Source organism: Streptomyces sp. NPDC020965 (assembly GCF_044333555.1).
GTDB lineage: Bacteria > Actinomycetota > Actinomycetes > Streptomycetales > Streptomycetaceae > Streptomyces.
The window spans coordinates 838,472-863,564 of the sequence record NZ_JBIRRE010000001.1 but is presented as its reverse complement, the minus strand read 5'-3'; the positions used below and the strand labels follow the sequence as shown (position 1 = coordinate 863,564).

Sequence of the window (25,093 nt, the reverse complement as noted above, 5' to 3'; positions counted from 1 at the left end):
ATGCGGTGAGCCGAGTGAGCGCAGAGGTACGGTCGGCTGGCACCGCACGGCAGCGAGGGGTTTCGCACGATGACCAGCCAGACCGACGACACCGACCGAGAGCTTGTCGAAGCCGCGGCGGAGGTGGCCCGTACCCGGACCGATGGTGAGGACCAAACGGTGGCCGCCGCGGCCAGGGCCCGGGACGGCCGGATCGTCACCGGCGTGAATGTCTACCACTTCACGGGAGGCCCCTGCGCCGAACTTGTGGTCCTCGGCGCGGCAGCCGCCCAGGGGGTCCGTGACCTGGAAACGATCGTCGCGGTGGGCGATCGGGACCGGGGCGTCATCCCTCCGTGTGGCCGGTGCCGTCAGGTCCTGCTGGACCACTACCCCTCGCTCAGGGTCATCGTCGGCCAAGGTGACCGGACCCGGGTCGTAGCCGTCGCCGACCTGCTGCCGGAGAGCTACATCTGGGCCGACCAGCAGACCGACACCGGCTGACCTTCACCGCCGTTGCCTCCGGCGCGCGTGAGTCACTGATCGAGACGCGACGGGTGGTGCTCCTGGTCGTTGGGGGCCGTCGTTCACCGGACCGGGGCCGGTGAACGACGACCCCTGGGCCGGACGACAGCCCCGGACCCCGGACCCGCTCACAGCTCCGCCAGCAGCTCCGCCTTCTTGGAGCTGAACTCGTCGTCGGTGACCAGCCCCGCCTGGTGCAGGTCCCCGAGGTGGCGTATCCGCTCCGCGATGTCGGCCGGGTCGCGCCGGGCCGTCCGCAGCGCCATCGCCGGGGCCGACCGTGATTTCTGGACCGACTCCAGCACCGCCGCCGCGAACGGCAGTGACTCGTGCACCGGGCCGTTCCGGGCCCCGAAGACCACCGTCGCCGGGTCCTTGTCGACCGGTGTGAGGAGGGCCGGATCCGGGTCGAGCTGGGGTATGCCCACCAGCGGGTCGCGCAGTTCGTCGGTCCGCCGCAGCAGCCGTAGATAGCCTTCGGGGCCGTCCGGCGTCCGCCATTCGACCCCGGTCAGCTCGTCCACGGCGAAGCTCTGGTCGCCCGCCTTCCACTTCGCGGACGACGCGCCCGTCCAGGACCAGCGGAAGTCGACGTGCTTACCGTCGAAGGACGCTTTTCCGTCATACGCCTTGAACGCCATCGGAGCGCTGGGCGCCGCCACGGTGTACCGCTCGGCGGGCTCGTCGTCCGTGGGCAGCAGCGCGCGCAACTTGTCGGCGCAGCCCTCGGCGAGCGCGCCCTTGTCGGCCGGGAGCACCAGCCGGTACGGATCGTTGCTCTCTTTCAACTGTCCAGCCGCGGCCTCGATCAATGGATCCGCGCCTGGTCGAGGTGCCGCACGCAGCACCACCGTCCCCCGCTTGCCCGGGGAGACCGTCACCGATACGAACGCCGAGTGGGGGATGCGGCGTTCGCTGAGCGCCTGAAAGAGCTTCGGTGCGCGGTGTCCCCGTTGAAAGCGGATGAGCACGGAGTCGGACTCGAACTCCCAGGAAGCGTGAATTCCGGCCAGTACATCACCCATACGCATCATCGTAGGGGGCGGGCGCCCGCGCGTCGCCCCCTCCGTGAGAACCGCTCTCAACGAAGTTCTACGCGCGTCAGGCCGCGGCTTCGCCGGAAATATCACGGTGGCACGTGTCGTCGCGATCCGCGCAGCGGATCCGGTCGTACGCCCCGACGCCTATCGCGGCGAAGTTGCCGACCGTTTCGGTGCCTGGCTCGAAATAGCCGCTGTGGCCGATAGCGCCCGCCGTGGACATCACCCGCGCCCCGAACGCGGGTGCCACCGGGTCCTCGCCGTGGCCCAGCCCGCCGACCTCCAGATGCGGTACGCCACCGATCCAGTCGTCTCCGTCCCGTACCGCCCATACCCGGGCACGGGCCCCCAGTTCGGTCACATGTCCGGCGCGCATCCCGGGGCTCCCGGCGACCGCGATATCGATCACCCGGTCCGGGAGCCGACGTGCGGCGACTCCACACACCACCGACCCGTAACTGTGGCAGAACAGGGCGATCCTCGACTTCCCGGGCAGCGCCTCGGTGAGCGCGGCCAGCCGCACCGACCCGCCCACGGCGCGCCGCCCCGTCGCCGAGTCCATCCCGACGCCGATGGGCGCGGTGTAGTCGGCCCAGGCGATGACGGCGGTACGGGTACGGGGGGACGCGGCCCGCTCGGCGGCGTACAGCGACTGGGCCATGCCGACCGGTGCCGTGTACTTGCGGGCGGTCCGCTGGAAGGTGAGCAGATGGGTGTCGACGCCGGGGACGATGACCGAGACGCGCTCGGCGCGGTCGAGATCGCCGAAGACCTCGGCGACCCGGCCCGCGCCGGCCGGGTTGAAGGCCAGCACTTGGCGCTCCGGGCTCATCAGCGCCTCGTACCGGTGTATCCGGCGGACGGCCTGGCGCCTGCCGTCCGCGCTGAGTCGCGCGGTGGCGACCCGGCGCAGCTCCATCCTCAGCGAACGGGCGATGGCCAGCCGGTTGGCGCGGTAGCGCAGGCGGGCGGGGGCGCCGTTGAGGTTCCCGACCACCAGCGGGAACCTTTCCGCGAGCCGGATGCGCTGGTGCGCGCCGAGCGAGGCGAAGAAGGCGGTCAGCCGCTGGGGCGGGGTGTCGACCCCGGGGAGCGGGCGACCGCCGATGCGGGTCTGCCGCCAGTTCGACACCTCGGCGTCGAAGAGGTCGCGCGCACCGGAGTGCTGGCGGACGGCCGTCCAGCCCGTGGTGGCCAGCAGGAGGAACACGACCACGAGCGCGAGCAGGGCGCGCCGGACGGTGACGGTGGGGGAGGGGTCGAAGGAAGTCACTGCGGGACACAGTAGAAGACCTGCGCGGGGGCTCGGGGGAGCCGTGAGGCAGATCACGTGTTCAGGGGCGTCGTGCGGGGCAAGGGCGCCGCGAAGTCCAGCCCCCTGGGCTAAAGCCGAGCCGTTCAATTCCGCAGCAGGAGATCATCGGACAAGCCGAGACGGCGGCCGAGTTCCTGTCGGCCGACGGCGGTGACGGTCACGGCGCGCGTGGTGCCGATGGGAGTGATCCAGCCCGCGTCGAAGGCGTGGCGGCAGAGGGCGGCCCCGACGGCGCCGGCCAGGTGCGGGCGGCGTTCGGTCCAGTCCAGGCACGACCGCACCGACGGTCGGCGCGTGCCGGTGGGGACGGTGACGCCCAGCTCTTCGAGCCAGGTCGCCCCGGCGCTGGTGAGGCTGAGGCCACGTTCGAGGTCCAGCAGCCGTCGCTCGGTCATCGCGTCGGTGATGGCGACCCCGACGCTCCCGGCGAGGTGGTCGTAGCAGGTGCGGGCGTGGGCGAGGGCCTGTCGGCGGCCGGCCGCCGACAGGGAACGGGGTGCCGGGGCGCGGTCGGGTGCCATCGCGGCGAGGTTCTCGATCAACTCGGCGATATGCGGACCGGCCAGGCGTACGTAGCGGTGGCGGCCCTGCCGTTCTTCGGCGAGCAGGTTTCCGCGCACCAGCGCGTGCAGGTGCTCGGTTGCGGTCGAGCGCGCCACCCCCGCATGGCGCGCCAGCTCCGTTGCCGTCCAGGCCCGGCCGTCAAGCAGGGCCAGGCAGAAGCCCGCCCGGGTGCCATCGGCCAGCAGTCTTGCCACGGAGGCCAGATCGGGGCCGGTCTCATGCGCGCGCCGGGTGTCCATGCGGTCCATTGTCACGTGGCCCATTGTCACGCGGGACACTTCGGCCCCCGCCGAAACGACCCGCTCCTAGGCTGCCCGCCATGCACACACCACCTCCCAGCACCTTGTCCGCGGAGTCCGTCGTCACGCACCTGGAGATCGCGACTCATCTGGAGGCCGAGACTCGTCGTGAGATCGAACCTCACGTCGAGATCGAGCCGAGCATCCTGTACTTCGGGACGCCGGTGGTCCTCCTGTCGACGGAGAACCAGGACGGCTCGTTCAACCTCGCCCCGATGTCGTCCGCATGGGCGCTCGGACGGACGGTCGTGCTCGGGCTGGGCCGCGATGGGCAGACGGCGCACAACCTCGGCAGCCGACCCGATCTGGTGATCAGCCTGCCGGCGCCCGACCAGTGGCCGGCGGTGGAGCGGCTGGCGCCACTGACCGGCCGGAATCCCGTGCCCGCGACCAAGGCCAGGGGCTGCCGCTTCGAGCCGGACAAGTTCGCCGCGGCCGGCCTGACCGGCGAACCGTCCCATCTGGTCCGGCCGCCTCGCGTCGCCGAATGCCCGATCCAGTTGGAGGCCCGCGCGGAGCAGGTGCGGCCGGACGCCTCCGGAGGGTTCGTGATCGTCGAGGCCGTCGTACGCAAGGTCCACGCCGACTCCTCCATCGTGGTTCCCGGCACCGACCACATCGACCCGGCAGCCTGGAGCCCTCTGATTTACAACTTCCGCCACTACTTCGGGCTCGGCCCGGAGCGCGGCCATTCCTACCGCACTCAGACACCCCGGGGCTCCGGGGCCCCTGTCGCGGAGCACCGGGCCCAACGGGATCCGAAGCGAGGGCCCTAACTGTTCAGCAGGCCGAGCCCGGGCCGGGGCTCGCTGTCCAGCAGGCCGAGTAGATAGCTCCCGTAGCCGCTCTTGAGCAGGGGACGGCCGAGTTCGCGCAGCCGGTCGTCATCGATGTACCCGCACCGCCAGGCGACCTCCTCCACGCAGCCGACCTTCAGCCCCTGCCGCTCCTCGATCACCCGTACGTATTCCGACGCCTGCACCAGGGCGGCGAAGGTCCCGGTGTCCAGCCAGGCGGTACCCCGGTCGAGCACGGTCACCGCCAGCTCGCCCCGGCGCAGGTACTCCTCGTTGACCGCCGTGATCTCCAATTCGCCGCGTTCGCTCGGGCGCAGCCGGGCAGCTATGTCCACGACCCGGTTGTCATAGAAATACAGACCGGCCGCCGCATAGCGGGATTTTGGCTTCTCCGGTTTCTCCTCGATGGAGAGCACCGAGCCGTGCTCGTCCAGTTCGACGACTCCGTAGGCCGTGGGGTCGGCCACCGGATAGGCGAATATCCGGCCCCCGGCCGGGGAGTTGTGCGCACGCAGTCTGATTCCCAGAGCGCCGCCGTGGAAGATGTTGTCCCCGAGGATCAGGGCCACCGGTCCTTCGTCGATGAATTCGGCGCCGAGCAGGAATGCCTGGGCGATCCCGTCGGGCCGCTCCTGGACTTCGTACTCCAATCGGATGCCGAGCTGGGAACCATCGCCCAGTAACTGTTGGAAATGTCGCTGGTCGTCTCGGGTGGTGATGACCAGGATTTCCCGTATCCCCGCCATCATCAGTGTGGACAACGGGTAATAGATCATGGGTTTGTCGAAGACCGGGATGAGTTGTTTGGAGACCGCCTGGGTGACCGGCCACAGCCGGGAACCGGTCCCGCCGGCCAGAATGATTCCTCGCATGGATCACCGGGGACCGATGGGTGTGCGGACCGTCGGATCGGATCCCCGCCTCCTTTCCCTTCGACTCGCTGGTCGTGCTCTGCTCGCTCGTCTCTCTCCGCTCGCTCGGCCTTCGCGACGCGGCGGCGGCTCGTGGTGCGATGGCGGCAAGCGACGCGGCGGCGGCTCGTGATGCGGGCGCCCCCGGCCGGTTCGCACCGCCGCGGGCGCCCCCGGCTGGTTCACGGTGACATCGAGGTGTGCCGGGTCGGTTCACGGTGACATCGAGGTGTGCCGGGTCGCGGCCAGGGTGCCCGCCAGCCCCTCCGCCAGGCCGATCGCCGGGGACCAGCCGAGCGCGGCCCCGGCCGCGGACACGTCCAGCCAGGTGTCCGTACGGTCGAAGCTGCGGGCCGGCTCGCGCCGTACCTCGACGGGTCCGCCGACGGCCCGTTCGAGATGGCGGTGCAGCTCGTCCAGCGAGGTCGGCGCGCCAGAGCCGATGTTCAGGGTGGTCGGCCCCGGCGTGGCGCGCAGCCGGTCGGCGTGGGCGCGCACCGCCAGCAGGGCCGCCGTGGCGTCGTCTATGTGCACATAGTCGCGGCGGGACGCGCCGATCATGGTGAGCGTCTCCCGCGCGTGCACGGCCCGGATCCAGTGCGGGATCACCCCGTACCCCGCGCTCGCGGTCTGACCGGGACCGTAGACGTTCGCGAACCGCAGGATCACCGGCGTCGTCCAGTCGGCGGCGGCCAGCGCGTGCTCCTGGGCGAGCTTCGCCGCTCCGTACGCGGCGACCGGCCGGGTCGGGGAGTCCTCCCGATAGGGCGGCGCCGCGTCCGGGTCGTAGACGGTGCCGCCCGAACTCGCGAGCACGACCAGCGGCCGGTGCCCGGTCTCCCGCAGCCCCCACAGCAGCAGGTTGAGGTTCCAGTGGTCCTCCTCGACCAGCTCCGGATTCCGCTCAGCCAGCGCCGGTGTGACACTCCCCGCCACATAGAAGATCGTGTCCGATTTGGCGACTGCCGGATGAACCCTGCCCGCGTGCGCGAAGGGCTTCCGCCGGGTGAAGACATGGGGCCGGGCGCCGACCGACCGCAGTGCTCTGTGCAGATTGCGCCCGATGAATCCCGAGCCTCCGATAACGGTGACGGTCGAGGCCGCGCGACGGAAGGTGGCACCGGATAATTTCATGTCCATGGAGTGGGGATCTCCGTTCTCTGGCGGCGTGTTCGGGTCCTCACCGCCCTGTCCGGGGAATGCATTTCGGCATGGCGGTGCCGTGACTCCGAGAATTCAATTTCGGGGCCTGGGTGATTCCTTTACTTCTTCTGCGGCGGGTTGACAGTAACTCGGCCGCGCACTATGAATTGTGTAATCCCCCCTTCCTCTGTTACCGCCGTACGGGCGGGACTTGTCTTTTTTGAAGGAGAGTTGCCATGAGGGGCGCCATTATCGGTTTCGGTACCATCGCCGCGGGGCACATGGTCGGCTACTCGCGGATCGAGGACTTAACGATCGCGGCAGTGGTCGATGTGTCCAAAGAACGACGGCAGTTCGTGGCGGACACCTACGGATTGCCCACGTACAGCGACTTCGCCAAGCTGGTCGCCAACGAGGACCTCGACTTCATCGACATCTGCACCCCGCCGAGCAGCCACGAGGAGTACTCCGCGCTGGGCCTCGGACACGATCTGCACGTCCTGTGCGAGAAGCCGGTGTTCCTGCCGGCCGAGGACGGCTACGAGCGCCAGCTCGCCACCATCCGGGAGGCGGACCGGGTCTACTACCCGTGCCACGTCTACAAGTTCGCGCCGGTGTTGGCGTCGATGAAGGAGCGCATCCAGGCGCCGGACTTCGGCAAGGTGCTCGGCGCGAACTTCCGTACGCTCCGCACCGGACACGCCAAGGGCGTCCCGGAGTGGCGGCCGCACTGGCGGCGCGAGCCCGAGCTGTCCCGGGGTGGCATCCTGCGCGACCACGGACCGCACAGCGTCTATCTGGCCATGAACCTGACGGGCTGTGTGCCCGAGTCGGTGTCGTGTCTGACGGGGCGGTTGCGGGGCGGCGGCGAGTACGCCGACAGTGAGGACACCGCCCTGGTCCGGATGCGCTGCGCCGATGACGTGGAGATAGCGATGACCCTGTCGTGGTCCTCCGGTCATCGCAGCACCGGGTATTCGATCATGGGGGGCTCCGGTTCCGTGGTCGTGAACGGCGACGACCTCACCTACATGGCGGGCGGCGCCGTGGTCCGTACCTCCATCGAGTCCGGCTTCGACGATCCGTCCCACCAGGAGTGGTTCCACCGGATGCTGCTCGACTTCATGGGGGTCGTCGCCGAGCCGGCGCGGCAGACGGAGCTGATCCGGGAGGCGCTGATCACCTCCTTCGTGATCGACGGGGCGTACGCCTCGGCCGCCGACGACGGGCGCTGGGTCGACTGCCGGGTCCCCGAGTCCCTGCTGGCTCCGGGGGCCTGACGGCCGAGCCGATGGGGACCCGGTGAGCGGGAGCCCCCGGCCCGCGGCCGTGTACGCGGTCGCGGGCCGGGCGCCCGGCCGGTCCACACCCACGCGGCCCGGCCGGTCCACACCCACGTGGCCCGGCTGCGCCGAGACACCCGCTCACCGGCTGCGAGCGTCGGGTTCCCTACCGGTCGGGCTCCCCACCAGTCAGGCCCCCCACCGTTCAGGCTCAGGCGGCGCCGCCCGCGCACCGGCCGCACGCACCGGCCGTCCGTGCGCGTCAGGCCGTCCGTGCCGACGCCCGCGCACCGGCCGCACGCATCGGCGTCCGGGCGGCGCCGGTGTCAGCCCCCGGCCGCCGCCCCCGCCCCCTTACCCGCGAACATCGCGCGTACATGGTGCTCCAGCTCCCGGTTCAGCTCGATGCCGAGCCACCTCCGCCCCAGCCGCTCGGCGGCGAAGCAGGTCGCCCCCGTACCGGCGAACGGATCGAGGACCAGCCCGCCCGGACGCGTCAGGAGATCCACGAACAGCTCCGGGACGGCGGTGGGCCAGCGGTCGGCATAGGGGTGCAGTGACGTTTCGGCGATGGCCTTCTCGTACGCCTGGTCATAGACGCCCGAGGTGTCGAACTCCAGCAGATTGCCCCGTACGAAGTCACGCCGTGCCGGATGACGCAACGCCTCCACGTCGTAGTGCACCTGGTGGGACTTGCCCATCACCCAGATCGGCGTGATCGAGTCCGCCGCCCGCGCCGGCCCCCCGGGCTCCGGGACCAGCAACTGCGGGTTGAAGTAGTAGTAGTCCTGGATGAGCCGCCAGCCCGAGGCCGCCAGCGCGCGCACCGCGGCGGCGTGCTGCACCGCCTTCCCCGGCGCGTCCGACAGCCAGATGCCGCCGAGTTCGAAGGCGACGACGCCGTTCGGCACCAGCACCCGGTGGAACTGCTCGAAGAAGGGCTGTATCCAGCCCAGGAACGCCTCACCCACCCGGTCGTCGTCGGCGATCAGTCCGCCGCCCTCGAACGGCGGCGAGCAGACCACCGCGTCCACACTGCCGTCCGGGATCCTCGCCATCAGTTCCAGACTGTTGCCCCAGTGGAAGGAGCCGTGCTCCGCCGCCAGCGCGCACTGGTTCTCCGCCGTCGTCAACCCGGTCACCGGGCCCACCTCTTTTCTGTCGTCGTGGCAGTCGTGGCAGTCGTGGTGGTTGTGGTGGTACGGCTCCGGATCACTCCGAGGCCCAGGTGATCGCCGTGCGCTCCGCCGGGTCGACGGTCTCCAGACTGTTCGAGTAGCCGCCCAGGTAGTAACGGAGCGTCGCCCGGCCGGTGCAGGCCAGCCGCTCCTTCCGCTCCAGCAGCCGGTAGTACAGCTTGTCGTCCTCGCTCACCAGGTCCTCCGCGTCGCTCGCCGAGAACCGTTCCTCGAACGGCACGTCGAGGAGCAGCTCCCGGGAGAGCAGCCACGCGCTGGTGTCGACCGGCACGTCGAAGACGTCCGGCCGGTCGTGGATGACGTTGGAACCGGGCACGACGATCCCCTTGGCCGCGTACTCCTCGTACGCCCGCTCCGCCTCGGCGGTGCTGTTCGCCCACGGCCAGCGGGGTTCCAGGTACGGGGTGCCGTCCGTGTTCAGCAGGCCGACCTCGCTGTAGGCGGCCCGTACGCCCTGTTCGCGAGCGCACCGCAGCAGACTGGCGAGGTGGTCCACCGCCCACTCGTTGTCGTCGTCCAGGTAGGCGATCCAGGAGCCGGTGGCGTGCCGCACACCGAGATTCCGCAGCCGCGACGACCGTCCCGGGCCCGATGTCTCGTGCGGCTCGCGCGGCACGTACCGCACCTCGCAGTCGGGGAAGTCGTCGGCGACCTCCGCCAGCGCGGACCGGGTCGTCGGGCTGTCGTCGATGAGCACCAGATGGTTGACCGGGACCCCGGCCTCCTGCGCGCGCACGCTGCGCATGGCCCGCTGGACCAGCACCGGCCGGTAGCGGGTGAGGGTGACGACGGTGACGCTCTCGGGTGGTTGTTCCGGCCGTGCTGCCATCAGGCACCTCCCAGAGGCACGGAGACCGACCGTTCGACACAGCCGTCGTCCGTGGTGATGTCGTCCTTGCAGATCTCCAGGTACTCGAAGTCGACCAGCTCCTCGGTGGGTTCCGTCGGCCGCCAGTCCGCGCGCGGCAACTCCTCGTGCGGATGGAGCTTGCCGACGCTGCCCAGGCAGTTCTGGCAGGCGCGCAGGGGCGTCGTACTGGTGAGGAACCCGTACAGCCGGTCCAGGAACTCCGGCCCCGCCTCGACCTCCAGCCCGTCGACCCGGTGGTCCCAGCCGCCGTTCTGGAGCTTCTGCGGCATGAACAGACTCTGCGGGCAGCGGTAGAGCAGCCCGTCGAAGACGGTGTGTGAGTTCCAGTAGTGGGCGAGTTTGCAGGTGTCGAAGACCTCCTGCGTCAGCGGCGCCGAATCGGTGCCCACCTCCGAGTAGACCGAGCGGAAGTGACCGTAGAAGTTGACCAGCAGCGAGACGCCGTGCTCGGCGGCGAGATCGCGGTAGTGGTCGACCTGTTCCGGTGTGAGCATCCGGCTCGGATAGATCGACAGCTCCAGTGAGTCCACCGACTCCCAGAAGCGCTCGGTCATCCGGTCGAGGAGGGTGCCGTTGGTGGCGACGAGGATGGTGTCGGCGACCCCGCTCGTCCGTACCGCGTCGATCAGACCGACCACATCGGGGTGGAGCAGCGGTTCGCCGCCCATGATCTTGGCGTAGGACGCGTGGTAGTTCTCGGCCAGTACGGTCAGGATGTCGTGCATCTCGGCCGGGTCGGCGTTCTCGCGGCGGAAGAGCGGCGAGAGGTGCGCACAGGACTTGCAGCGCATATTGCACTGGAGACTGGCGTTGACCTCGATGCCCTCCGGATTGTGCACCTTGCCGTCCACCAGGCTGACACTCATCGCGGGTCACCCTCCGCACTCCTGAGGTGGTCCAGATGGGCCACCACCTTGTCGACGGCCTCGGCGATCGCCGCCACGTCGTCCCCGGTGCCGAGCAGCGCGTGGTGCAGGAACGCGAAGCAGGTGTGGAAGGCGGCCGTCGCCTCCGGCAGCTCGAACCGGGTCGGATCGAAGGACTGCCGGTCGGGGGCGGACCGGGGGAGCCGGGGCGACTTCAGCGGGGTGTAGAGCGGATTGGCGTTCAGCGGGGTGTCCAGCGTCTCGAAGAAGACGTTCAGCTCGGCGGTCATGGCGTCCACCACCCGCTGGATCGGCAGCCCGCCGAGCAGCTCCCGGTCCAGCCGGATGATGTAGTCGTAGTAGGTGCGCCGGGTGAGCCCGGCCGGGGCGGGCACCGTCGAGACGCCGGGGATCGCGGCGAGCAGCGCGGTCAGGGCGGAGGCGTTGCGCTCCCGTACCTCGCTCTGCTGGTCCAGGAACTCCAACTGGCTGAGGGCCACCGCCGCGTGGAACTCGGACATCGAGTGGTTGTGGCCCTCGACCGTGCCGACGTCCTCCAGCTCCAACTGACCGGCGACCGGGCGGTCGGTGTAGCGCCTGCCGTTGGCGCGGTACTGCTGGAGCTGGTCGTACAGCTCCGCGGAGGAGGTGATCGCGATCCCGCCCTCCCCGCAGGTGAGGACCTTGGTCTGCTGGAGGCTGAAGACACCGATGGTGCCGAAGGTGCCGACCTTGCGGCCGTTCCACTCGGCGCCGTGGGCCTGCGAGCAGTCCTCGATGATGGGGATGCCGGTGCTCTCCGAGAGCTGGACGAACGCGTCGACGTCCGCGCTGGAGCAGTAGGCGTGCACGACGAGGATCGCCTTGGTCCGCTCGGTCACGGCGGCCTTCGCCGCGTCGGCGGAGATGCTTAGGGTCTCGGGGTCGACGTCCACCAGGATCGGAGTGGCACCGAGCCCGGCCGCGGCCGAGGCACAGGCCACCCAGGTCAGGCCGGGGACGATCACTTCCGTGCCCGGCCCGACACCGAGTGCCTCCATGGCGACGGTGAGCGCGGCCGAGCCGTTGGTGACGGGCACCCCGTAGGGCACCGAGTGGTAGGCGGCGAAGGCGTCGGAGAACCGGCGCTCGAAACTCGCCGTACCGGTGTACGCGCCGCTGACCGCCCAGCGGCCCGAGGTGGCTGCCTGGCGGAGCATGGTCAGGGTGGACTCGGGGGCCTGGGGCCAGAGGGGCCACTCGGCGTCGTGGACCGGCGAGCCGCCGAGAAGCGCGAGGGGGGAACGCGGTACCGCTGTCATGGCTGTCCCTTGGTGGTCGGATGATCGGTGCGGAGTGGTGCGTGTGCTGCGGTGCGGAGTGGTGCGGTGTCGTGCGTATGGTCGGGTGTCGGGTGTCGGGTGCCGGGTGCGTGCGGACATGCCGGGGCCGGGTGTGCGGCGGTACGGGGGGTACGGGTGTTGCCCACGGTCATGCAGGGGTACGGGGGGCTTACGGAGGCGCGGGGCTAAAGAGGCACGCGGCCGCCGGGCGACCCGGGCGCGCGATCGGGTCGGCGACCCGGGCGCGCGGTCCGGCTGCTCAGTCCGGGTCCGCCGCCGGGGTCGCCGCGAGCTGCTCCCGTCGTACGGCTTCGATCTCGCGCAGCAGTTCATCGGCGCGGGACGGGTCCCGGAGGAAGGACACGAACGCCGTCATCCCGACGTTCGACAGCTCCCACGACGTGTCGAGGTCGTAGAACTGCTCCAGCCGGTCGGCGCCCCGCAGGATCTCCATCCCCTTCGCCACGTGCCGGCCGCCCCGGTCCACATCCACATCGGTCCGGGTGGGCAGGGTGGCCAGATGCTCGATCGTCAACTGCTGGACCTCGTGCGAGCCGAGATACGCGAGGAAGGCGGTGGCGTCCTCCGGCGACGCGCTGTTCCCGGCGACGAAGTAGCCGTCGACCGGAGTGTCCTCGCCGATGGGCAGCGACGGGTCGATGATCGGGAAGCGGAAGAAGTCGATGTCCGGCTCGCCCGGCGGGGTGTACTCGTCGGTGGCGTAGGCGCCGACGAGCGTCATGCCCGCCTCGCCGCGCAGGACCGCCGCGACCGCCTCCTCCTCGTCGTACTCGGCGGGCTCACCGAGGAAGTAACCCCCTTCCACCAGCGGGCGCCAGAAGTCGAAGACCCGGCGCACGCGCTCGTCCGTGTACGGGACGCGCAGCTCCATCAGTTCGCGGTGGAAGTCCGGGCCGTTGATGCGCATGTTCAGATAGTCGAACCAGGCGGCGGCGGCACAGCGGAAGCGGGCGCCGAGCGAGAACGGCGCGATCCCCGCGTTCCGGAGCGTCCCGCACGCGGCCATCAGCTCGTCCCACGTCCCGATCGGCGTGGTGATGCCCAGGGATTCGAAGACCGAGGGGCGGTAGTACACGCCCCACCAGTAGTGCGAGGTCGGCAGGAAACAGGAGGGGCCCATCCCACCCTCCATGCTCCGGAACCTCGGTAGAAACGTTTCGCCGAAACGTTCCGCCTTCCACATCGCGGAGATGTCCAGCATCAGTCCCTGGTCGACCAGGGAACGCATCCGGTTCCCGGCGAACCAGGTCATCACGTCCGGGGGGCTGGGGTCGGTGTGGCAGGTCCCCAACCGGTCCCGTAACTCCTCATGGTCGAGGACCGACAGGGTGACCGGGGTCCCGGGGTGCCGCTCGTTCCAGCCGGCGACGATGCGGTCCGCGAGGTCCCGCATCAGGGGTGAGGTGTGATCGGTCAGAAAGGTCAGCGCCATGCTGGACTCCTTCGCGTCTTCACTGTCTTCGCGCGTCTTTGCGTCAGGGCGGGGGCGTAACGGGACTCGGTTCCTTCGGCGGCTCCGGTAACCCGGCAGCTCCGGTGGCCCGGTCCCTCCGGTGGCTCCGGGGTCAGGACGGGACCGGGGCGGCGGCGAGCACCCGCCGGAAGACATCGACCGCCGCGGCGGCCTCCACCTCGAAGTCGGCGAACTCGTCCTCGATGGTCAGCCCTCCGGCGTGCCCGGCCGCGAGCAGACCCGCCACGAACTCCGTCTGGTCCGCCACCCGGAAATCACCGCTGCCCCGGGGGGCCGACGATGTGTGGGCGTGTCCGACGACCGCCCCGGCCGCCGCCACCTCGGCGGCGATGGACAGGCCCTCGCTCATGATGTGGAAACAGTCCGCGGCGATCCGGACGTCCACCGTGTCGACGACCCCGTCGATCACCCCCCGCGCCTCGGCGCAGGAGTTGACGAAGTTCGTCTCCGTGGCGTTCAGCGGTTCGAGCGCGAGCACCATGCCCCGCTCCGCGCAGACGGTGCCCGCCGCCACGAGGAAGGCACGGAACTGCCGGAGCGCCTCGTCGCGGGAGAAGCCCGGTGGGATGTGCCGGGCCTGGCCACTGCCGAGGACGACGGTGCGCACCCCGACCGCGCCGCCGCGGTCGCACATGTCCCGGAACACCTCCAGCGCCGCGGTCTGATCCGCGTCAGGGCCCACCACCCGCTGCTTGTACCGCCTCGGCAGCGGAGACGTCATGGCCTTGATCGGCAGCCCCGCAGCGCGCAACCTGGCCTGGAGCGCGGGGAGTTCGGCCGGTTCGACGCAGAGCAGATCCCCCTTCAGCTCCAGATAGTCCAGCGGCAGTCCGCTGGCGCGCTCGGCCTCGGGGGCACTGCGCACCACACACCCCAGTTCCATGCTCGGTCCTCCTCGATGGTCCGGTGTTATACGGGACGGTCCGGCCGGTTCGGATCTCGTACGGGACGGTCCGGCCTTCATGGCCGGGTGATGGAGTCGGACATCGCCCGGAAGGTCGCCTCGAAGGCGTCAAGGCCCTCTTCGAGGTGGTGTTCGGGGATGCTCAGCGGGGGGTAGATCCGTATCCGGCTGTCGTACGCCATCGCCAGGACGCCCCGGGCCATCAGCTCCCGGAAGATCCCCCGGGTGACGTCCTTGGGCAGCGGGCGCTTCGAGCCCGGCTCCACCAGTTCCACGCCGACCATCAGGCCGACGTTCCCCGCGTTGCCCACGAAGGGGAACTCCTCGACCCAGGAGGCCAGTCGACGGGAGACCGACTCGCCGAGCCGACGCGACCGCTCGGGTAGCTCCTCGTCCAACAGGATGCGCAGTGTCGACAGTGCGGCGGCACTGGCCAGTGGATTGCCGCCGAAGGTCGACGCGGCGGCGCTGGGGGCGCCGAAGGGGGTGCCCTCCACCAGGTCCGCCCTGCTCACGATCGCGCTGGCGGGTAGGCCCGAGGCCATGGCCTTGCCGAGCACGACGACATCAGGCGCCGTTTCGGGGTCCTGTTCGAAGGCGAAGAGGGAGCCGGTCCGGCCGAAGCCGGTGATCACCTCGTCCAGGATCAGCAAGGCGCCGTGCCGGTCGGCGAGTTGGCGCAGGGCCCGCAGATAGCCCCGGGGCGGGATGATGTTGCCGTTGGTGCCCTGGACCGGTTCCACGATGATCGCGGCGATATCGCCGACCGACCCGTTCTCGATGGACTGCTCGGCGAAGCCGACACAGTGGTGGTCGCAGGTGGGATGCTCCAGTTGGAGCGGGCACCGGTAGCAGTAGGCGTACGGCACCTGGTGCGATCCCGGGGGGAACGGACCGGAACGATGCTTCCGCGGCCCGCCGTGGAGGCTCAGCGCTCCCTGTGTCTTGCCGTGGAACCCACCCCAGAAGCTGACGATCTCATGCTTCCCGGTGGCGGCGCGGGCGAGCTTCACCGCTGCCTCGACGGCCTCGCTGCCGGTGGAGAACATATGGATCCTGCCGAGCCGCTCGGGCAGCCGGGACGACAGCAGCTCGTAGTACCGGGACCGTACGTCGGTGTAGAAGGTCCCGACGGCGAACGATCCCAACTGATCGTTGACGTCCGCCAGGAATCTGGGGTGGGAGTGGCCGATGTTGCAGACACCCACGCCCGTGAAGAAGTCGAGGTACCGCTTGCCGTCCTTGTCCCAGACCTCCGCGTTCAGCGCGCGGTCCACGACGATACCCGCCAGATCTGTCATGGACTGGCCGCCGGGTAACCGGTGCTGTTTCTCCCGTTCGACAATGTGCGCTGTGGATGTGGGCATGACTGTGAGACTCACGATGTCTTTGGCCTTTCTGCCGCGATTGCGTCCGCTTTGATGTAGATCCGGTTCATGCTGGATTCATGTATGAGTCATTCCGGAGTCAGGTCTGAACCACGTCTGAACTCACGCCTGAGCCCATGCCTGAATCCACGCCTGAGCCCATGCCTGAATCCACGCATGAGCCCATGCCTGAACCAGGTCCGATCCATCGCGAACGTCAGTCGGCGCCGTCGCGCCCTCGGCCCAACCGGTTACCCGGGATTCAATGGAATTCTCTGGGGATTTCCCTGGAAGTCCCTCAGCGGTGCTTCCCCGCCTCCCCACCGAGCGCGGTGGGATCGAAGGCCGCCAGAATCCGCTGGAGTACGGCGATGTCGGTACGCGCGTCACGAACATCGGTCAGCGGCTCGGTACCGTTGATGACGCAGTCGTGGAAGGCGCACAGCTCCTCGCGGAATGCCTCGTCGTACGAGACCTGGACCCGCTTGTCCACCAATGCACCGTTCTCCATGCTCTGTACGACGATCGGTGTCGGCCAGTGCTTGAGGAAAGGGGAGGGGAACTGGATGCGCACCCGATCGGTCGGGGACAGTACCGCGATCTCCTCGAAGTAGTCGCGGACATCGGCGAGGTAGGTCCAGGTGTAGGTGGTGCGCAGGTTCCCCGGATGCCGAAGAACAGTCGTCACCGACGGAAACTTCGAGTCAGGCGGCCAGATGTCGGTGAACAGCACGTCCTCCGGCTCGCCCACCAGGGCCCGCAGGGCGTTGATGTCGTGGACCATGCTGCCGAGGAAGACATCGAAGTAGACGAAGCGCAGGGCGTCCGAGATACCGCCGACCGCCTCGTCCAGCAACTCCTCCTGGGCGCGGTGGAGCCGTCGCGCCACGTCCTCGGGCACGTCGTCGAAGCGCCGCACCCCGTGGAAGTCGATGTACTGGTCCTCGCTGGGGTGCAGGGTGTTGATCTGGATGTAGCGGGCGTCACGCATGGCGCCGACGAGGCCCTGGCCGTAGCGGTAGCCGGGGTCGAAGCGCTTCATGTACGCGACCATCAGGCGCACGCCGGCCGCCCGCACGGCGGCCTCGATCTCGTCCGCCTCCCGGAGCGTGAAGCAGAGCGGCTTCTCCACCAGGATGTGCTTGCCCGCCTGCGCCGCTGCGATGACCTGCGGCGCATGACTGCCGCCACTGAGGACGAGCACGGCGTCCACATCGGTTTCGAGCAGGGCCCGATAGTCGGTGAAACGGCGCTCGGGCGGGACGCCGTACTGCTCGCCGAGGTGCTCCAGCAGTCCCGGTGAGAGATCGCTCAGCGCGGTCAGCTCGAACCGGTCGGGCAGGCTTCGGACGTACGGCAGATGCATGATCTGGGCGACGGTGCCACAGCCGATGACACCCAGGCGGAGGCGTTCTGTCTGTAAGGAGCGTTCTGAATCCGACACGGCACCAACTTCGAGTCTGGGGGGAGTGGGGGGAGTGGAGAGGAGCGGGGCCGGTCCCATCGGGCGGCACCACTCCACGGCAGGCGTCAGGGCGGCACCACACCACGGCACGACCTGACCGGACATGCCCGGACTACGACACGACCGTGGGGCTCCGTAAGCGGCACGACGTCATGACGCACCAGGCCCATGACGCACCAGGCCATGACTCACCGGGCCATGACTCACGGCTCACGGCTCACGGCGTGACGGCTCACCGCGTCACGGCTCACCGCGTCATGGGTTCCGCGCGCGCCGAACCGAACCGGCGTTCCGTGATTCCCGGGTGGGACCTCCGAGAAATGCGCCCAGCACGAAATCGACCACCGTGCTGGGCAGCGCAATTGTCCGGTGGGCGTTCCGTGATTGCGTCCGGGTCGGGCGAGAGGTTCTAACGCCTGACGTTTCCGCTTCGGGGCGCCGTAGCCGTGATGGGGAGAGCTGATCCATGCCCCGGTGCTACGGTGTGGACGCCGGCATGACGAAGATGGATATCGTGAGGATAGACATCTTGAAGAAAGGCGCCATGGGGTTGGGCACCATGAAGGAAATGGTCCTGATGGTGATCATGGCAGTCAGTTCTCAAGAGTTCTCGTTTGCGATGCAAGAGGTCTCCTTCAAGCGCGGTAGCCATCCGACTTGTTGAATCCTGCTGCTCATTGGCCCGGACGCGAACCTCAATGGGTCGGGCGCGCACCGAACGGGTACCCCGGTTACCAAGAAACACTCGGTCCAACTCGCGTACCGGGGACCACTCGGTGATACCTTCGCAGAGGTGGGTGTACACCGCAAGAGGGGGTGCAATGACCTTGGCACATGCCGAAGCGGCCAGTGAAGCGGGTAGCGCCGAATTGCTCGAACTCGCCATCAGGGCGGCCCGTATGGCCGGTGACCTGCTGTTGCGCGGGCTGACCGAAGGGCCGCTGTCGGTGCAGACCAAGTCCGCTCCCACGGATCTGGTGACCGATCTTGACCGGAGGAGCGAGGCCCTGATTGTCGAGTTATTGACGGACCGTCGGCCGGACGACGGCGTGCTGGGCGAGGAGGGCGGTGAACGGCCCGGCACCTCCGGGGTGCGGTGGGTGATCGACCCGCTCGACGGCACCGGCAACTACGTCAGCGGGAACCCGGGGTTCGTCGTCTCCATCGCCGCCGAGGTGGACGGCGCCGCCACCGTGGGCGTGGTGCACGACCCCTCGCGCCAGGAGACGTTCAGCGCCGTACGCGGCCGGGGAGCCCGCCGGGACGGCCGTACCCTGGCGCCGGACCGCGCCGCCACACTCCAACAGGCCCTGGTTTCCACGGGCTTCAGCAGTGACCTCGACCTGCGGAGCCGACAGGCCGACCTGGCGACACGGGTCGTGGGCCGGGTCCGGGACCTCCGCAACAGCGGTTCCGCCGCGCTCGACCTCTGTTGGGTGGCGGCCGGCCGGCTGGACGCGTACTACGAGGCCGGCCTCTATCGCTGGGACCATGCGGCCGGAGCGCTGATCGCGGCCGAGGCGGGCGCCTGGGTCGGCGGGCTCGACGACGGACCGGCCGATATCGGCACGGCAGCCGGCCGGGACGATGGCGGGACGATCGTCGCGTGTCCCCCCGCACTGGCGGCGGAGCTGCGCGAGCTCCTCACCGAGGGCGGGGCGTGACCGCGCTGCCGGACGGCCCGCCCGCATCCGGTCCCGAGGCGGCCCGGCGCCGTGGCTTCCGGCTGCTCCTCGGCTCGCATCTGCTCAATGAGACCGGAGCGGCGGCCACCCTGGTCGTCCTCCCGCTCACCGCCGTGCTCACCCTGGACGCGTCGGCCTGGCAGACCGCCCTCGTCCAGACCTTCCACTTCGCCGCCTATCTGGTGCTGGGTCTGCCGGCCGGAGCGCTGGTCGAGCGGATGCGACCGCGCCGGGTCATGATCGGCGCGGATCTGGTCCGCTGCGTCGCGCTGGCCTCGCTGCCGATCGCCTGGTCGGCCGATCTGCTGTCGCTGCCACTGATCTACGCGGTGGCGCTGCTGCTCGGCTGCGCCCAGTTGTTCGGTGACATCGCCGACCACAGCTACCTTCCGCATCTGATGAGCGACGACCGACTGGTCCGGGGCAACAGCAGTCTGCAAATGATCCGTTCGGGCGCCGAGCTGGGCGGACCCGGCCTCGGCGGGCTCTGCGTGCAGTGGCTGGGCGCCCAACTCGCCCTGGCGGGGAACGCCGTGGCCTCGGCGGCCTCCGCGCTGCTGCTGTGGCGGATCACGGTGCCCGAGCCCCGCCCGCCCGCGCCCACCGGCAATCTGGCCGGTCAGATCTGGCAGGGCGTCCGCTTTCTGCGCGGCCACCCGGTGCTCCGGATGCTCGCGCTCTCGGCGAGCCTGAACAACCTGGTCTTCTCGGCCATCTTCGCGCTCGACGTCATCTTCCTGAGCCGAGTCGTCGGGGTGGACGCGGGCCTGGTGGGACTCCTACTGGCGTCGGGTGCGGTCGGGGCGCTGATCGGCGCCTGGTCGGCGCCCCGGCTGAGCAGACGGTTCGGCGAGGCCCGTACCGCCATGCTCGCCGTGCCGGTGGCGGCCCCCTGCATGGTGCTGATCCCGCTCACGTACGACGGCTGGCGGCTGGCGCTCTTCGCGCTGGCCCACATCACCATCAGCATCGGGGTCACCGTCTTCAACATCATGCAGGTCAGCTACCGGCAGCGGGCCTGCCCACCCGGTCTGCTCAGCAGGATGTCGGCGATGTTCCGCTTCGCGGTGTGGGGTGCCGCGCCGCTCGGCGCGCTGCTGGGCGGTGGACTGGCCGCGTACGCCGGTGTCCGGACCGCGCTGTGGATCCTCGCCGGTGTCCTGCTGCTGATCGCCCCCCTGCTGGTCTTCTCCCCGCTGCGGCGGATGCGGGACTTCGACGCCAGGTTCCGTACCAGCACGGTCAGTTGCTAGCGTGGCGCCATGAAAGCACTTCCTGAAAACTTGGGACATGACTCGCTATTGCAGGGTTTAAGCGAGTTTGGTATTACGCCCGCCACGGTGGCCTACGCGCCCGTCGGGTTCGGTGACTACCACTGGAAGGTCACCGGCGAGGACGGCCGGCAGTGGTTCGCCACCGTCTCCGACCTCGAACACAAGGAGTTCTGCGGCCAGGGTGCCGTGGCGGCCCTCCAGGGCCTGCGGCAGGCCATGGACACCGCGGTGAGCCTGCGCGGACGCGGTGGACTGCGCTTCGTCGTCGCGCCGGAGGTCGCCATCGACGGCCGATCGGTCGTCCCTCTGGACGCACGGTACGCGCTCACCGTCTTTCCCCAGGTCGTGGGCGTGCCGGGCGAGTTCGCCCAGAAGCTCACGGAGGACGAGCGGGACCAGGTGCTCGACCGGCTCGCCGAGCTGCACAGCCAGGAGCCGCCGAGCACCACGCCGACCACCTCCTTGGAGCCCGCCGGGCTGGGCGACATCCCCACGGCTCTCGCCGAGACCGACGGCGCATGGCCGGACGGCGGTCCCTACTCGGAGCCCGCCCGGAAGCTGCTCGCCGAGCACGCCGACACGGTCCGCGCCCGGCTGGCCGATTTCGAGACCCTCGTGGACCGGGTACGACGGCGGGGGGCGCCGCTCGTCGTCACCCACGGCGAACCGCACCCCGGCAATCTCATCCTCGGTGACGACGGCTATCTGGTGGTGGACTGGGACACGGTGGGGCTCGCCGTGGCCGAGCGCGATCTGTCCCTGATCTCCACCGACCCCGCCGTTCTGGCCCGGTACACGGAGCGGACCGGACGGACGCCCGACCGGGACGCGCTGGCGCTCTACCGGCTGCGGTGGAGCCTGCTCGACGTGGCGGAGTTCGTCGAGTGGTTCCGGGGGCCGCACCAGCGCGACGAGGACACCGAGTCCGCCTGGAAGGGCTTCACCGAGACCCTGGGCGATCTGTCCGGTGACGCGACCGGCTGAACACCGGCCCGGGGCCGGTCGCCCCCGTCGACCGGGGCCGGGCCGGTTCACCCCGTACCGTCGGCGGGCGGTACGGGGTGAACCACCCGCCACCCCCTCCGGGGCCCCGCCGCGTACGTCGGATCCGGCCCCCGGCCGCCACCTGTCCGGCCGCTCCGGTCGTCCGCCCTGGTCGTCCGCTCCGTGCGTCGGCGCGGTCCGTCGGGTCGCGCGGCACGTCGGCTCGGTACGTCCGGGCAAGTGAAGTCCGGTCACGTCAGGCGCGGTTCGCGTCGGCTCAGGCGCGGTCCGTCGGCTCCGCGCGTTGGATCCGCCAGTTCCGCGCCAGCGCCGGGACCAGTTCGTCCAGGTACGAGGCGGTCAGATCGCGCAGGGTCCGCGTCGTCCAGTCGTCGCCCTGGCCCCACTGCCTGCCGGCCACCCGCATCACCCCGCTGAACGCCGCGACCGCGGCTCGGGGGCGCGGGTCCGTCTCCACGTCCAGCCCCTCCCGTTCGGCGATGAGCCGCGCGATCTTCTCCTCCAGCTCGGTTGAGCGGCGCAGATGCACGGCGAGCAGCGAGGGAGTGCTCTCGATCATCAGATAGGTGCGCATGTGCAGCTCGACCGGGACGATCTCGCCGATCGCATCGCCGATGGTGTCCCAGCCGAGGAGTACCGCGTTGCGCATCGCGTCGAACGGGCCCTCGTGCGCGGGCCGTTCGCGAATGGAGTCGGCGAAGTGTGACTCGACCAGCTCCTGAATGGCGAAGGCGACCTCCTCCTTGCTGGCGAAGTAGCGGAAGAAGGTGCGCTGGGAGACCTCGACGGCGTCCGTGATCTCGTCCACGGTCGTCTGTTCGTACCCCTGGTCGATGAACAGCTCCAGTGCGGCCCGGACCAGTGCGTCACGAGTGCGCTGCTTCTTCCGCTCGCGCAGCCCGGCCGTCACCCCGCCGACCGTCACCCCACGGGCGGCTGCGCCACCCGCCCCGGACCCCGAGCCCTCGCCACCAGCCGCCGCGCCGGTCCCGGCCGACGGAGCGCCGGTCTCGGCCGACTCGCGGGTTCTGGTCCCGGGAGCGCCATGGGCCCCTGCCGGTACAGCCGTCACATGCGCCGCCTCAGTGAAGGATTCTCTTCCGTGAATCTCTGGGTTCCGTGGGGTCACCGGGGAAGCCGGGAGAGCTGTGACTCCGGTGACCACGCGGGGACGCTCGGACGAATATCCCCTGTTTCTCCCTGCTCAGGATACCTGTGAGTCAATTGACAGTTACCGACTACTGAATCCGTTTGTCAACTGTCAGTGGCTGTCACTAGCCTGCTTCCATGACTAGTCAGACCACCGTCGAGAAGGCATCTGAAGGCCCTTCCGGCCCCAGCGACGCAGCACCGCCCCCGGCCCAGGGGCTTCGCGGCCACCCCTGGCTGACGCTCTTCGCCGTGGCCATCGGTGTGATGATGGTCGCCCTGGACGGCACCATCGTCGCCATCGCCAACCCGGTGATCGCGAGCGATCTCAATGCCACCTTCGCCGACGTCCAGTGGATCACCAATGGGTACTTCCTCGCCCTCGCCGTCAGCCTGATCACCGCGGGCAAGCTCGGTGACCGGTTCGGCCACCGCCAGACCTTCCTCATAGGCGTCGTCGGATTCGCGGCGGCCTCCGCGGCCATCGGCCTCTCCGACGGCATCGCCATGGTGATCACCTTCCGGGTGGCTCAGGGCCTCTTCGGCGCCCTGCTGATGCCCGCCGCGCTCGGTCTGCTGCGCGCCACCTTCCCCGCCGAGAAGCTCAATATGGCGATCGGCATCTGGGGCATGGTCATCGGCGCCTCCACCGCGGGCGGCCCGATCGTCGGCGGTCTGCTGGTCGAGCACGTCAGTTGGCAGTCCGTGTTCTTCATCAACATCCCGGTCGGCGTGATCGCGCTCGTCCTCGGTGTGCTGATCCTCAAGGACCACCGCGCGGAGAACGCCCCCAGGTCGTTCGACATCCCCGGCATCGTGCTGCTGTCCGGCGCGATGTTCTGTTTGGTCTGGGCGCTCATCAAGGCACCGGAGTGGGGCTGGGGCTCCGCCACGACCTGGGGCTTCATCGCCATCTCGCTCGTCAGCTTCGCGCTCTTCGCCTTCTGGGAGAACCGGGTCGCCGAGCCGCTCATCCCGCTGAAGCTGTTCCGCTCCGTCCCGCTCTCGGCGGGTGTGGTGCTGATGGTGCTGATGGCCATCGCCTTCATGGGCGGCCTGTTCTTCGTGACCTTCTATCTACAGAACGTCCACGGCATGAGCCCGGTCGACAGCGGACTGCATCTGCTGCCGCTCACCGCCATGATGATCGTCGGTTCTCCGCTGGCCGGTCTGGTGATCACCAAGGTCGGGCCGCGCATCCCGCTGGCGGCCGGTATGGCGATGACCGCGCTGGCCATGTTCGGTATGTCCACGCTCTCCACCGACACCAGCAGCCCGGTGATGTCCATCTGGTTCGCCCTGCTCGGACTCGGGCTCGCGCCCGTCATGGTCGGTGCCACCGAGGTCATCGTGGGCAACGCCCCGATGGAGCTGTCCGGTGTCGCCGGCGGTCTCCAGCAGGCCGCCATGCAGATCGGCGGTGCCCTCGGCACTGCGGTGCTCGGCGCGGTCATGGCCTCCAAGGTCGACAGCGACCTCGCGGGCAATTGGGCGGCGGCCGGGCTGCCGCCGCTGAGCCCGGAGCAGTTGGAGAAGTCGGCCGAGCTGGTCCAGGTCGGCGTACCCCCGGTGCCGCCGGGCGCCACGGAGTCCCTCGCCGCGAAGATAGGCGAGGTCGCCCACGACACCTTTATGTCGGGCATGGGCCTGGCCTGCCTGGTCGCCGCGGGCGTCGGTGTGGTGGCGATCTTCGTCGCCCTGCTGACCAAGCGCGGCGCCAACGCGGACGCGGCGGCGGGAGCGGCCCACATCTGACCCTCCCGGGGCGCCCTCCCGGCCCCCACTCCGCGCCCCGGCGCCACCGTCTCGCAGCCGAGCCGAGCCGAGCCGAGCCGAGCCGAGCCGAGCCGAGCCGAGCCCGAGCCCGAGCCGTCATGCGGTCATGGGGGCGGTCATGAGACGCGCAGCCGGGAGGTCGCCTAACCGCCCGCAGTCGTGTGGTCATGCCGTGCGCCACAGCCCCACCGGGTCCCCCCGCCGGTGGGGCTCGTCGCTCATCAGGGTGATCGGTCCCGAAACCCCTCCCGCCCCGGCCGCCCGGGGATCAAGGTGCGGTCATATCAAATCCGTACGAGACACGGGGGTCGATCCACCATGCGCAAGGACACGTACCGGGACACGTGCAGGGACACGGACACGTACCGGGACACCTGCAACGCCGCGTACAGGGAGACGCGCAAAGGCAGGCGCGGGACCGCCCGCAGGGCCGTCACCGTGGCGGTCTCGGCGGCCCTCCTGGCACTGCTGACCCAGCCGACGGCCACCAGTGCGCCCCGGCTCGCCGACTGCCCCACGGGGGCGCTCTGCCTCTGGGAGCGGGGGAGCTTCCAAGGGCCCAGGCAGACCCATGAGCTGTACGAGACCGGGATGGAGGAGTGCGTACCGCTGCCACCGGGCACCGCCGCCGAGTCCCTCGCCAATCGCACCGGCCGGCCGGTCACCACGTACCAGTCCGGCGAATGCGCGGAGACGGGCGAGTTCGAGACCTACCCGGGCTCAGGGACCTGGCTCCCGCAATCCCCGTACCGGGTGCGGGCGTTCAAGCTCTGGCAGAGCTGAGAGGCGGCCGGGGGGGGCGCACCCGACCGGCGGGGGCGGCGGAACCGATCAGGCTCCGCCGCCCCCGCCCCGTACG

At 69.8% G+C, this 25,093-nt stretch carries 23 protein-coding genes; 9 read left to right on the top strand and 14 right to left on the bottom strand.

What is annotated here, in order from left to right; all coding sequences use genetic code 11:
- Positions 1-69 precede the first annotated feature (69 nt).
- Positions 70-483 carry a cytidine deaminase family protein gene (locus ACH4S7_RS03755; RefSeq protein WP_398519424.1) on the top strand — a complete coding sequence of 138 codons (414 nt, stop codon included), beginning with the start codon at positions 70-72 and terminating at the stop codon, positions 481-483.
- Positions 484-632: 149 nt separating this feature from the next.
- Here ACH4S7_RS03755 and ACH4S7_RS03750 read toward each other — a convergent pair whose 3' ends face one another.
- From ACH4S7_RS03750 to ACH4S7_RS03740, 3 genes are all read right to left on the bottom strand, one after another.
- Positions 633-1,529, bottom strand: coding sequence for a DUF4429 domain-containing protein (locus ACH4S7_RS03750; RefSeq protein ID WP_398519423.1), 897 nt, complete (start codon positions 1,527-1,529; stop codon positions 633-635).
- A 76-nt stretch (positions 1,530-1,605) separates the two neighbouring features.
- On the bottom strand, positions 1,606-2,817 hold the full coding sequence (locus ACH4S7_RS03745) for an alpha/beta hydrolase (RefSeq protein ID WP_398519422.1): 1,212 nt from the start codon (positions 2,815-2,817) through the stop codon (positions 1,606-1,608).
- Positions 2,818-2,942: 125 nt separating this feature from the next.
- The gene (locus ACH4S7_RS03740) at positions 2,943-3,671 is read right to left on the bottom strand and encodes an ArsR/SmtB family transcription factor (protein ID WP_398520015.1); all 729 of its coding nucleotides are present in this window, start codon (positions 3,669-3,671) and stop codon (positions 2,943-2,945) included.
- A gap of 71 nt (positions 3,672-3,742) precedes the next feature.
- Between ACH4S7_RS03740 and ACH4S7_RS03735 the strand changes: the two genes are divergently transcribed.
- Positions 3,743-4,498 (top strand): flavin reductase family protein, encoded by a 756-nt coding sequence (locus ACH4S7_RS03735; RefSeq protein ID WP_398519421.1) that lies wholly within the window; start codon positions 3,743-3,745, stop codon positions 4,496-4,498.
- Here the strand turns inward: ACH4S7_RS03735 and rfbA are convergent.
- Both rfbA and ACH4S7_RS03725 read right to left on the bottom strand, forming a co-directional pair.
- Positions 4,495-5,391 carry a glucose-1-phosphate thymidylyltransferase RfbA gene (gene rfbA, locus ACH4S7_RS03730; RefSeq protein WP_398519420.1) on the bottom strand — a complete coding sequence of 299 codons (897 nt, stop codon included), beginning with the start codon at positions 5,389-5,391 and terminating at the stop codon, positions 4,495-4,497. The two genes, ACH4S7_RS03735 and rfbA, sit on opposite strands and share 4 nt — an antisense overlap.
- A gap of 252 nt (positions 5,392-5,643) precedes the next feature.
- A complete protein-coding gene (locus ACH4S7_RS03725; RefSeq protein WP_398519419.1) occupies positions 5,644-6,570 on the bottom strand; it encodes an NAD-dependent epimerase/dehydratase family protein in 927 nt (308 codons plus the stop codon).
- 239 nt (positions 6,571-6,809) lie between these two features.
- Here ACH4S7_RS03725 and ACH4S7_RS03720 point away from each other — a divergent pair, with 239 nt between their 5' ends.
- Positions 6,810-7,853 (top strand): Gfo/Idh/MocA family protein, encoded by a 1,044-nt coding sequence (locus tag ACH4S7_RS03720; RefSeq protein ID WP_398519418.1) that lies wholly within the window; start codon positions 6,810-6,812, stop codon positions 7,851-7,853.
- Positions 7,854-8,182: 329 nt separating this feature from the next.
- Here ACH4S7_RS03720 and ACH4S7_RS03715 read toward each other — a convergent pair whose 3' ends face one another.
- The 8 genes from ACH4S7_RS03715 to ACH4S7_RS03680 form a co-directional block, all read right to left on the bottom strand.
- A complete protein-coding gene (locus tag ACH4S7_RS03715) occupies positions 8,183-8,998 on the bottom strand; it encodes a DNA-methyltransferase (protein ID WP_398519417.1) in 816 nt (271 codons plus the stop codon).
- Positions 8,999-9,068: 70 nt separating this feature from the next.
- The gene (locus ACH4S7_RS03710) at positions 9,069-9,884 is read right to left on the bottom strand and encodes a glycosyltransferase family 2 protein (protein WP_398519416.1); all 816 of its coding nucleotides are present in this window, start codon (positions 9,882-9,884) and stop codon (positions 9,069-9,071) included.
- Positions 9,884-10,792: a radical SAM protein gene (locus tag ACH4S7_RS03705; RefSeq protein WP_398519415.1), complete on the bottom strand. Its 909-nt coding sequence runs from the start codon at positions 10,790-10,792 to the stop codon at positions 9,884-9,886. Before ACH4S7_RS03705 ends, ACH4S7_RS03710 begins: the two co-directional genes overlap by 1 nt.
- On the bottom strand, positions 10,789-12,093 hold the full coding sequence (locus ACH4S7_RS03700; RefSeq protein ID WP_398519414.1) for a DegT/DnrJ/EryC1/StrS family aminotransferase: 1,305 nt from the start codon (positions 12,091-12,093) through the stop codon (positions 10,789-10,791). Before ACH4S7_RS03700 ends, ACH4S7_RS03705 begins: the two co-directional genes overlap by 4 nt.
- A 280-nt stretch (positions 12,094-12,373) precedes the next feature.
- Complete coding sequence (locus ACH4S7_RS03695; RefSeq protein WP_398519413.1) at positions 12,374-13,567, bottom strand: ABC transporter substrate-binding protein; 1,194 nt, start codon at positions 13,565-13,567, stop codon at positions 12,374-12,376.
- Positions 13,568-13,700: 133 nt separating this feature from the next.
- Positions 13,701-14,492, bottom strand: coding sequence for a sugar phosphate isomerase/epimerase family protein (locus ACH4S7_RS03690; protein WP_398519412.1), 792 nt, complete (start codon positions 14,490-14,492; stop codon positions 13,701-13,703).
- Between the two features lie 77 nt (positions 14,493-14,569).
- Positions 14,570-15,880: an aspartate aminotransferase family protein gene (locus ACH4S7_RS03685; protein WP_398519411.1), complete on the bottom strand. Its 1,311-nt coding sequence runs from the start codon at positions 15,878-15,880 to the stop codon at positions 14,570-14,572.
- Between the two features lie 298 nt (positions 15,881-16,178).
- Positions 16,179-17,324 (bottom strand): Gfo/Idh/MocA family protein, encoded by a 1,146-nt coding sequence (locus ACH4S7_RS03680; protein WP_398519410.1) that lies wholly within the window; start codon positions 17,322-17,324, stop codon positions 16,179-16,181.
- Positions 17,325-17,841: 517 nt separating this feature from the next.
- Between ACH4S7_RS03680 and ACH4S7_RS03675 the strand changes: the two genes are divergently transcribed.
- The 4 genes from ACH4S7_RS03675 (at position 17,842) to ACH4S7_RS03660 (ending at position 21,288) form a co-directional block, all read left to right on the top strand.
- On the top strand, positions 17,842-18,009 hold the full coding sequence (locus ACH4S7_RS03675) for a hypothetical protein (protein ID WP_398519409.1): 168 nt from the start codon (positions 17,842-17,844) through the stop codon (positions 18,007-18,009).
- Positions 18,010-18,166: 157 nt separating this feature from the next.
- Positions 18,167-19,009, top strand: coding sequence for an inositol monophosphatase family protein (locus ACH4S7_RS03670; protein ID WP_398519408.1), 843 nt, complete (start codon positions 18,167-18,169; stop codon positions 19,007-19,009).
- Positions 19,006-20,283 carry an MFS transporter gene (locus tag ACH4S7_RS03665; protein ID WP_398519407.1) on the top strand — a complete coding sequence of 426 codons (1,278 nt, stop codon included), beginning with the start codon at positions 19,006-19,008 and terminating at the stop codon, positions 20,281-20,283. The genes ACH4S7_RS03670 and ACH4S7_RS03665 overlap by 4 nt, the downstream gene beginning before the upstream one ends.
- 87 nt (positions 20,284-20,370) lie before the next feature.
- Positions 20,371-21,288, top strand: coding sequence for a phosphotransferase family protein (locus ACH4S7_RS03660; RefSeq protein ID WP_398519406.1), 918 nt, complete (start codon positions 20,371-20,373; stop codon positions 21,286-21,288).
- Positions 21,289-21,565: 277 nt separating this feature from the next.
- Here the strand turns inward: ACH4S7_RS03660 and ACH4S7_RS03655 are convergent, their stop codons facing one another.
- A complete protein-coding gene (locus ACH4S7_RS03655) occupies positions 21,566-22,234 on the bottom strand; it encodes a TetR/AcrR family transcriptional regulator (RefSeq protein WP_398520014.1) in 669 nt (222 codons plus the stop codon).
- A 362-nt stretch (positions 22,235-22,596) separates the two neighbouring features.
- Here ACH4S7_RS03655 and ACH4S7_RS03650 point away from each other — a divergent pair, with 362 nt between their 5' ends.
- A complete protein-coding gene (locus tag ACH4S7_RS03650; protein WP_398519405.1) occupies positions 22,597-24,213 on the top strand; it encodes an MFS transporter in 1,617 nt (538 codons plus the stop codon).
- A gap of 339 nt (positions 24,214-24,552) precedes the next feature.
- Entirely contained in the window at positions 24,553-25,017 is a 465-nt protein-coding gene (locus ACH4S7_RS03645) for a peptidase inhibitor family I36 protein (RefSeq protein ID WP_398519404.1), read from the top strand.
- Positions 25,018-25,093: the final 76 nt, after the last annotated feature.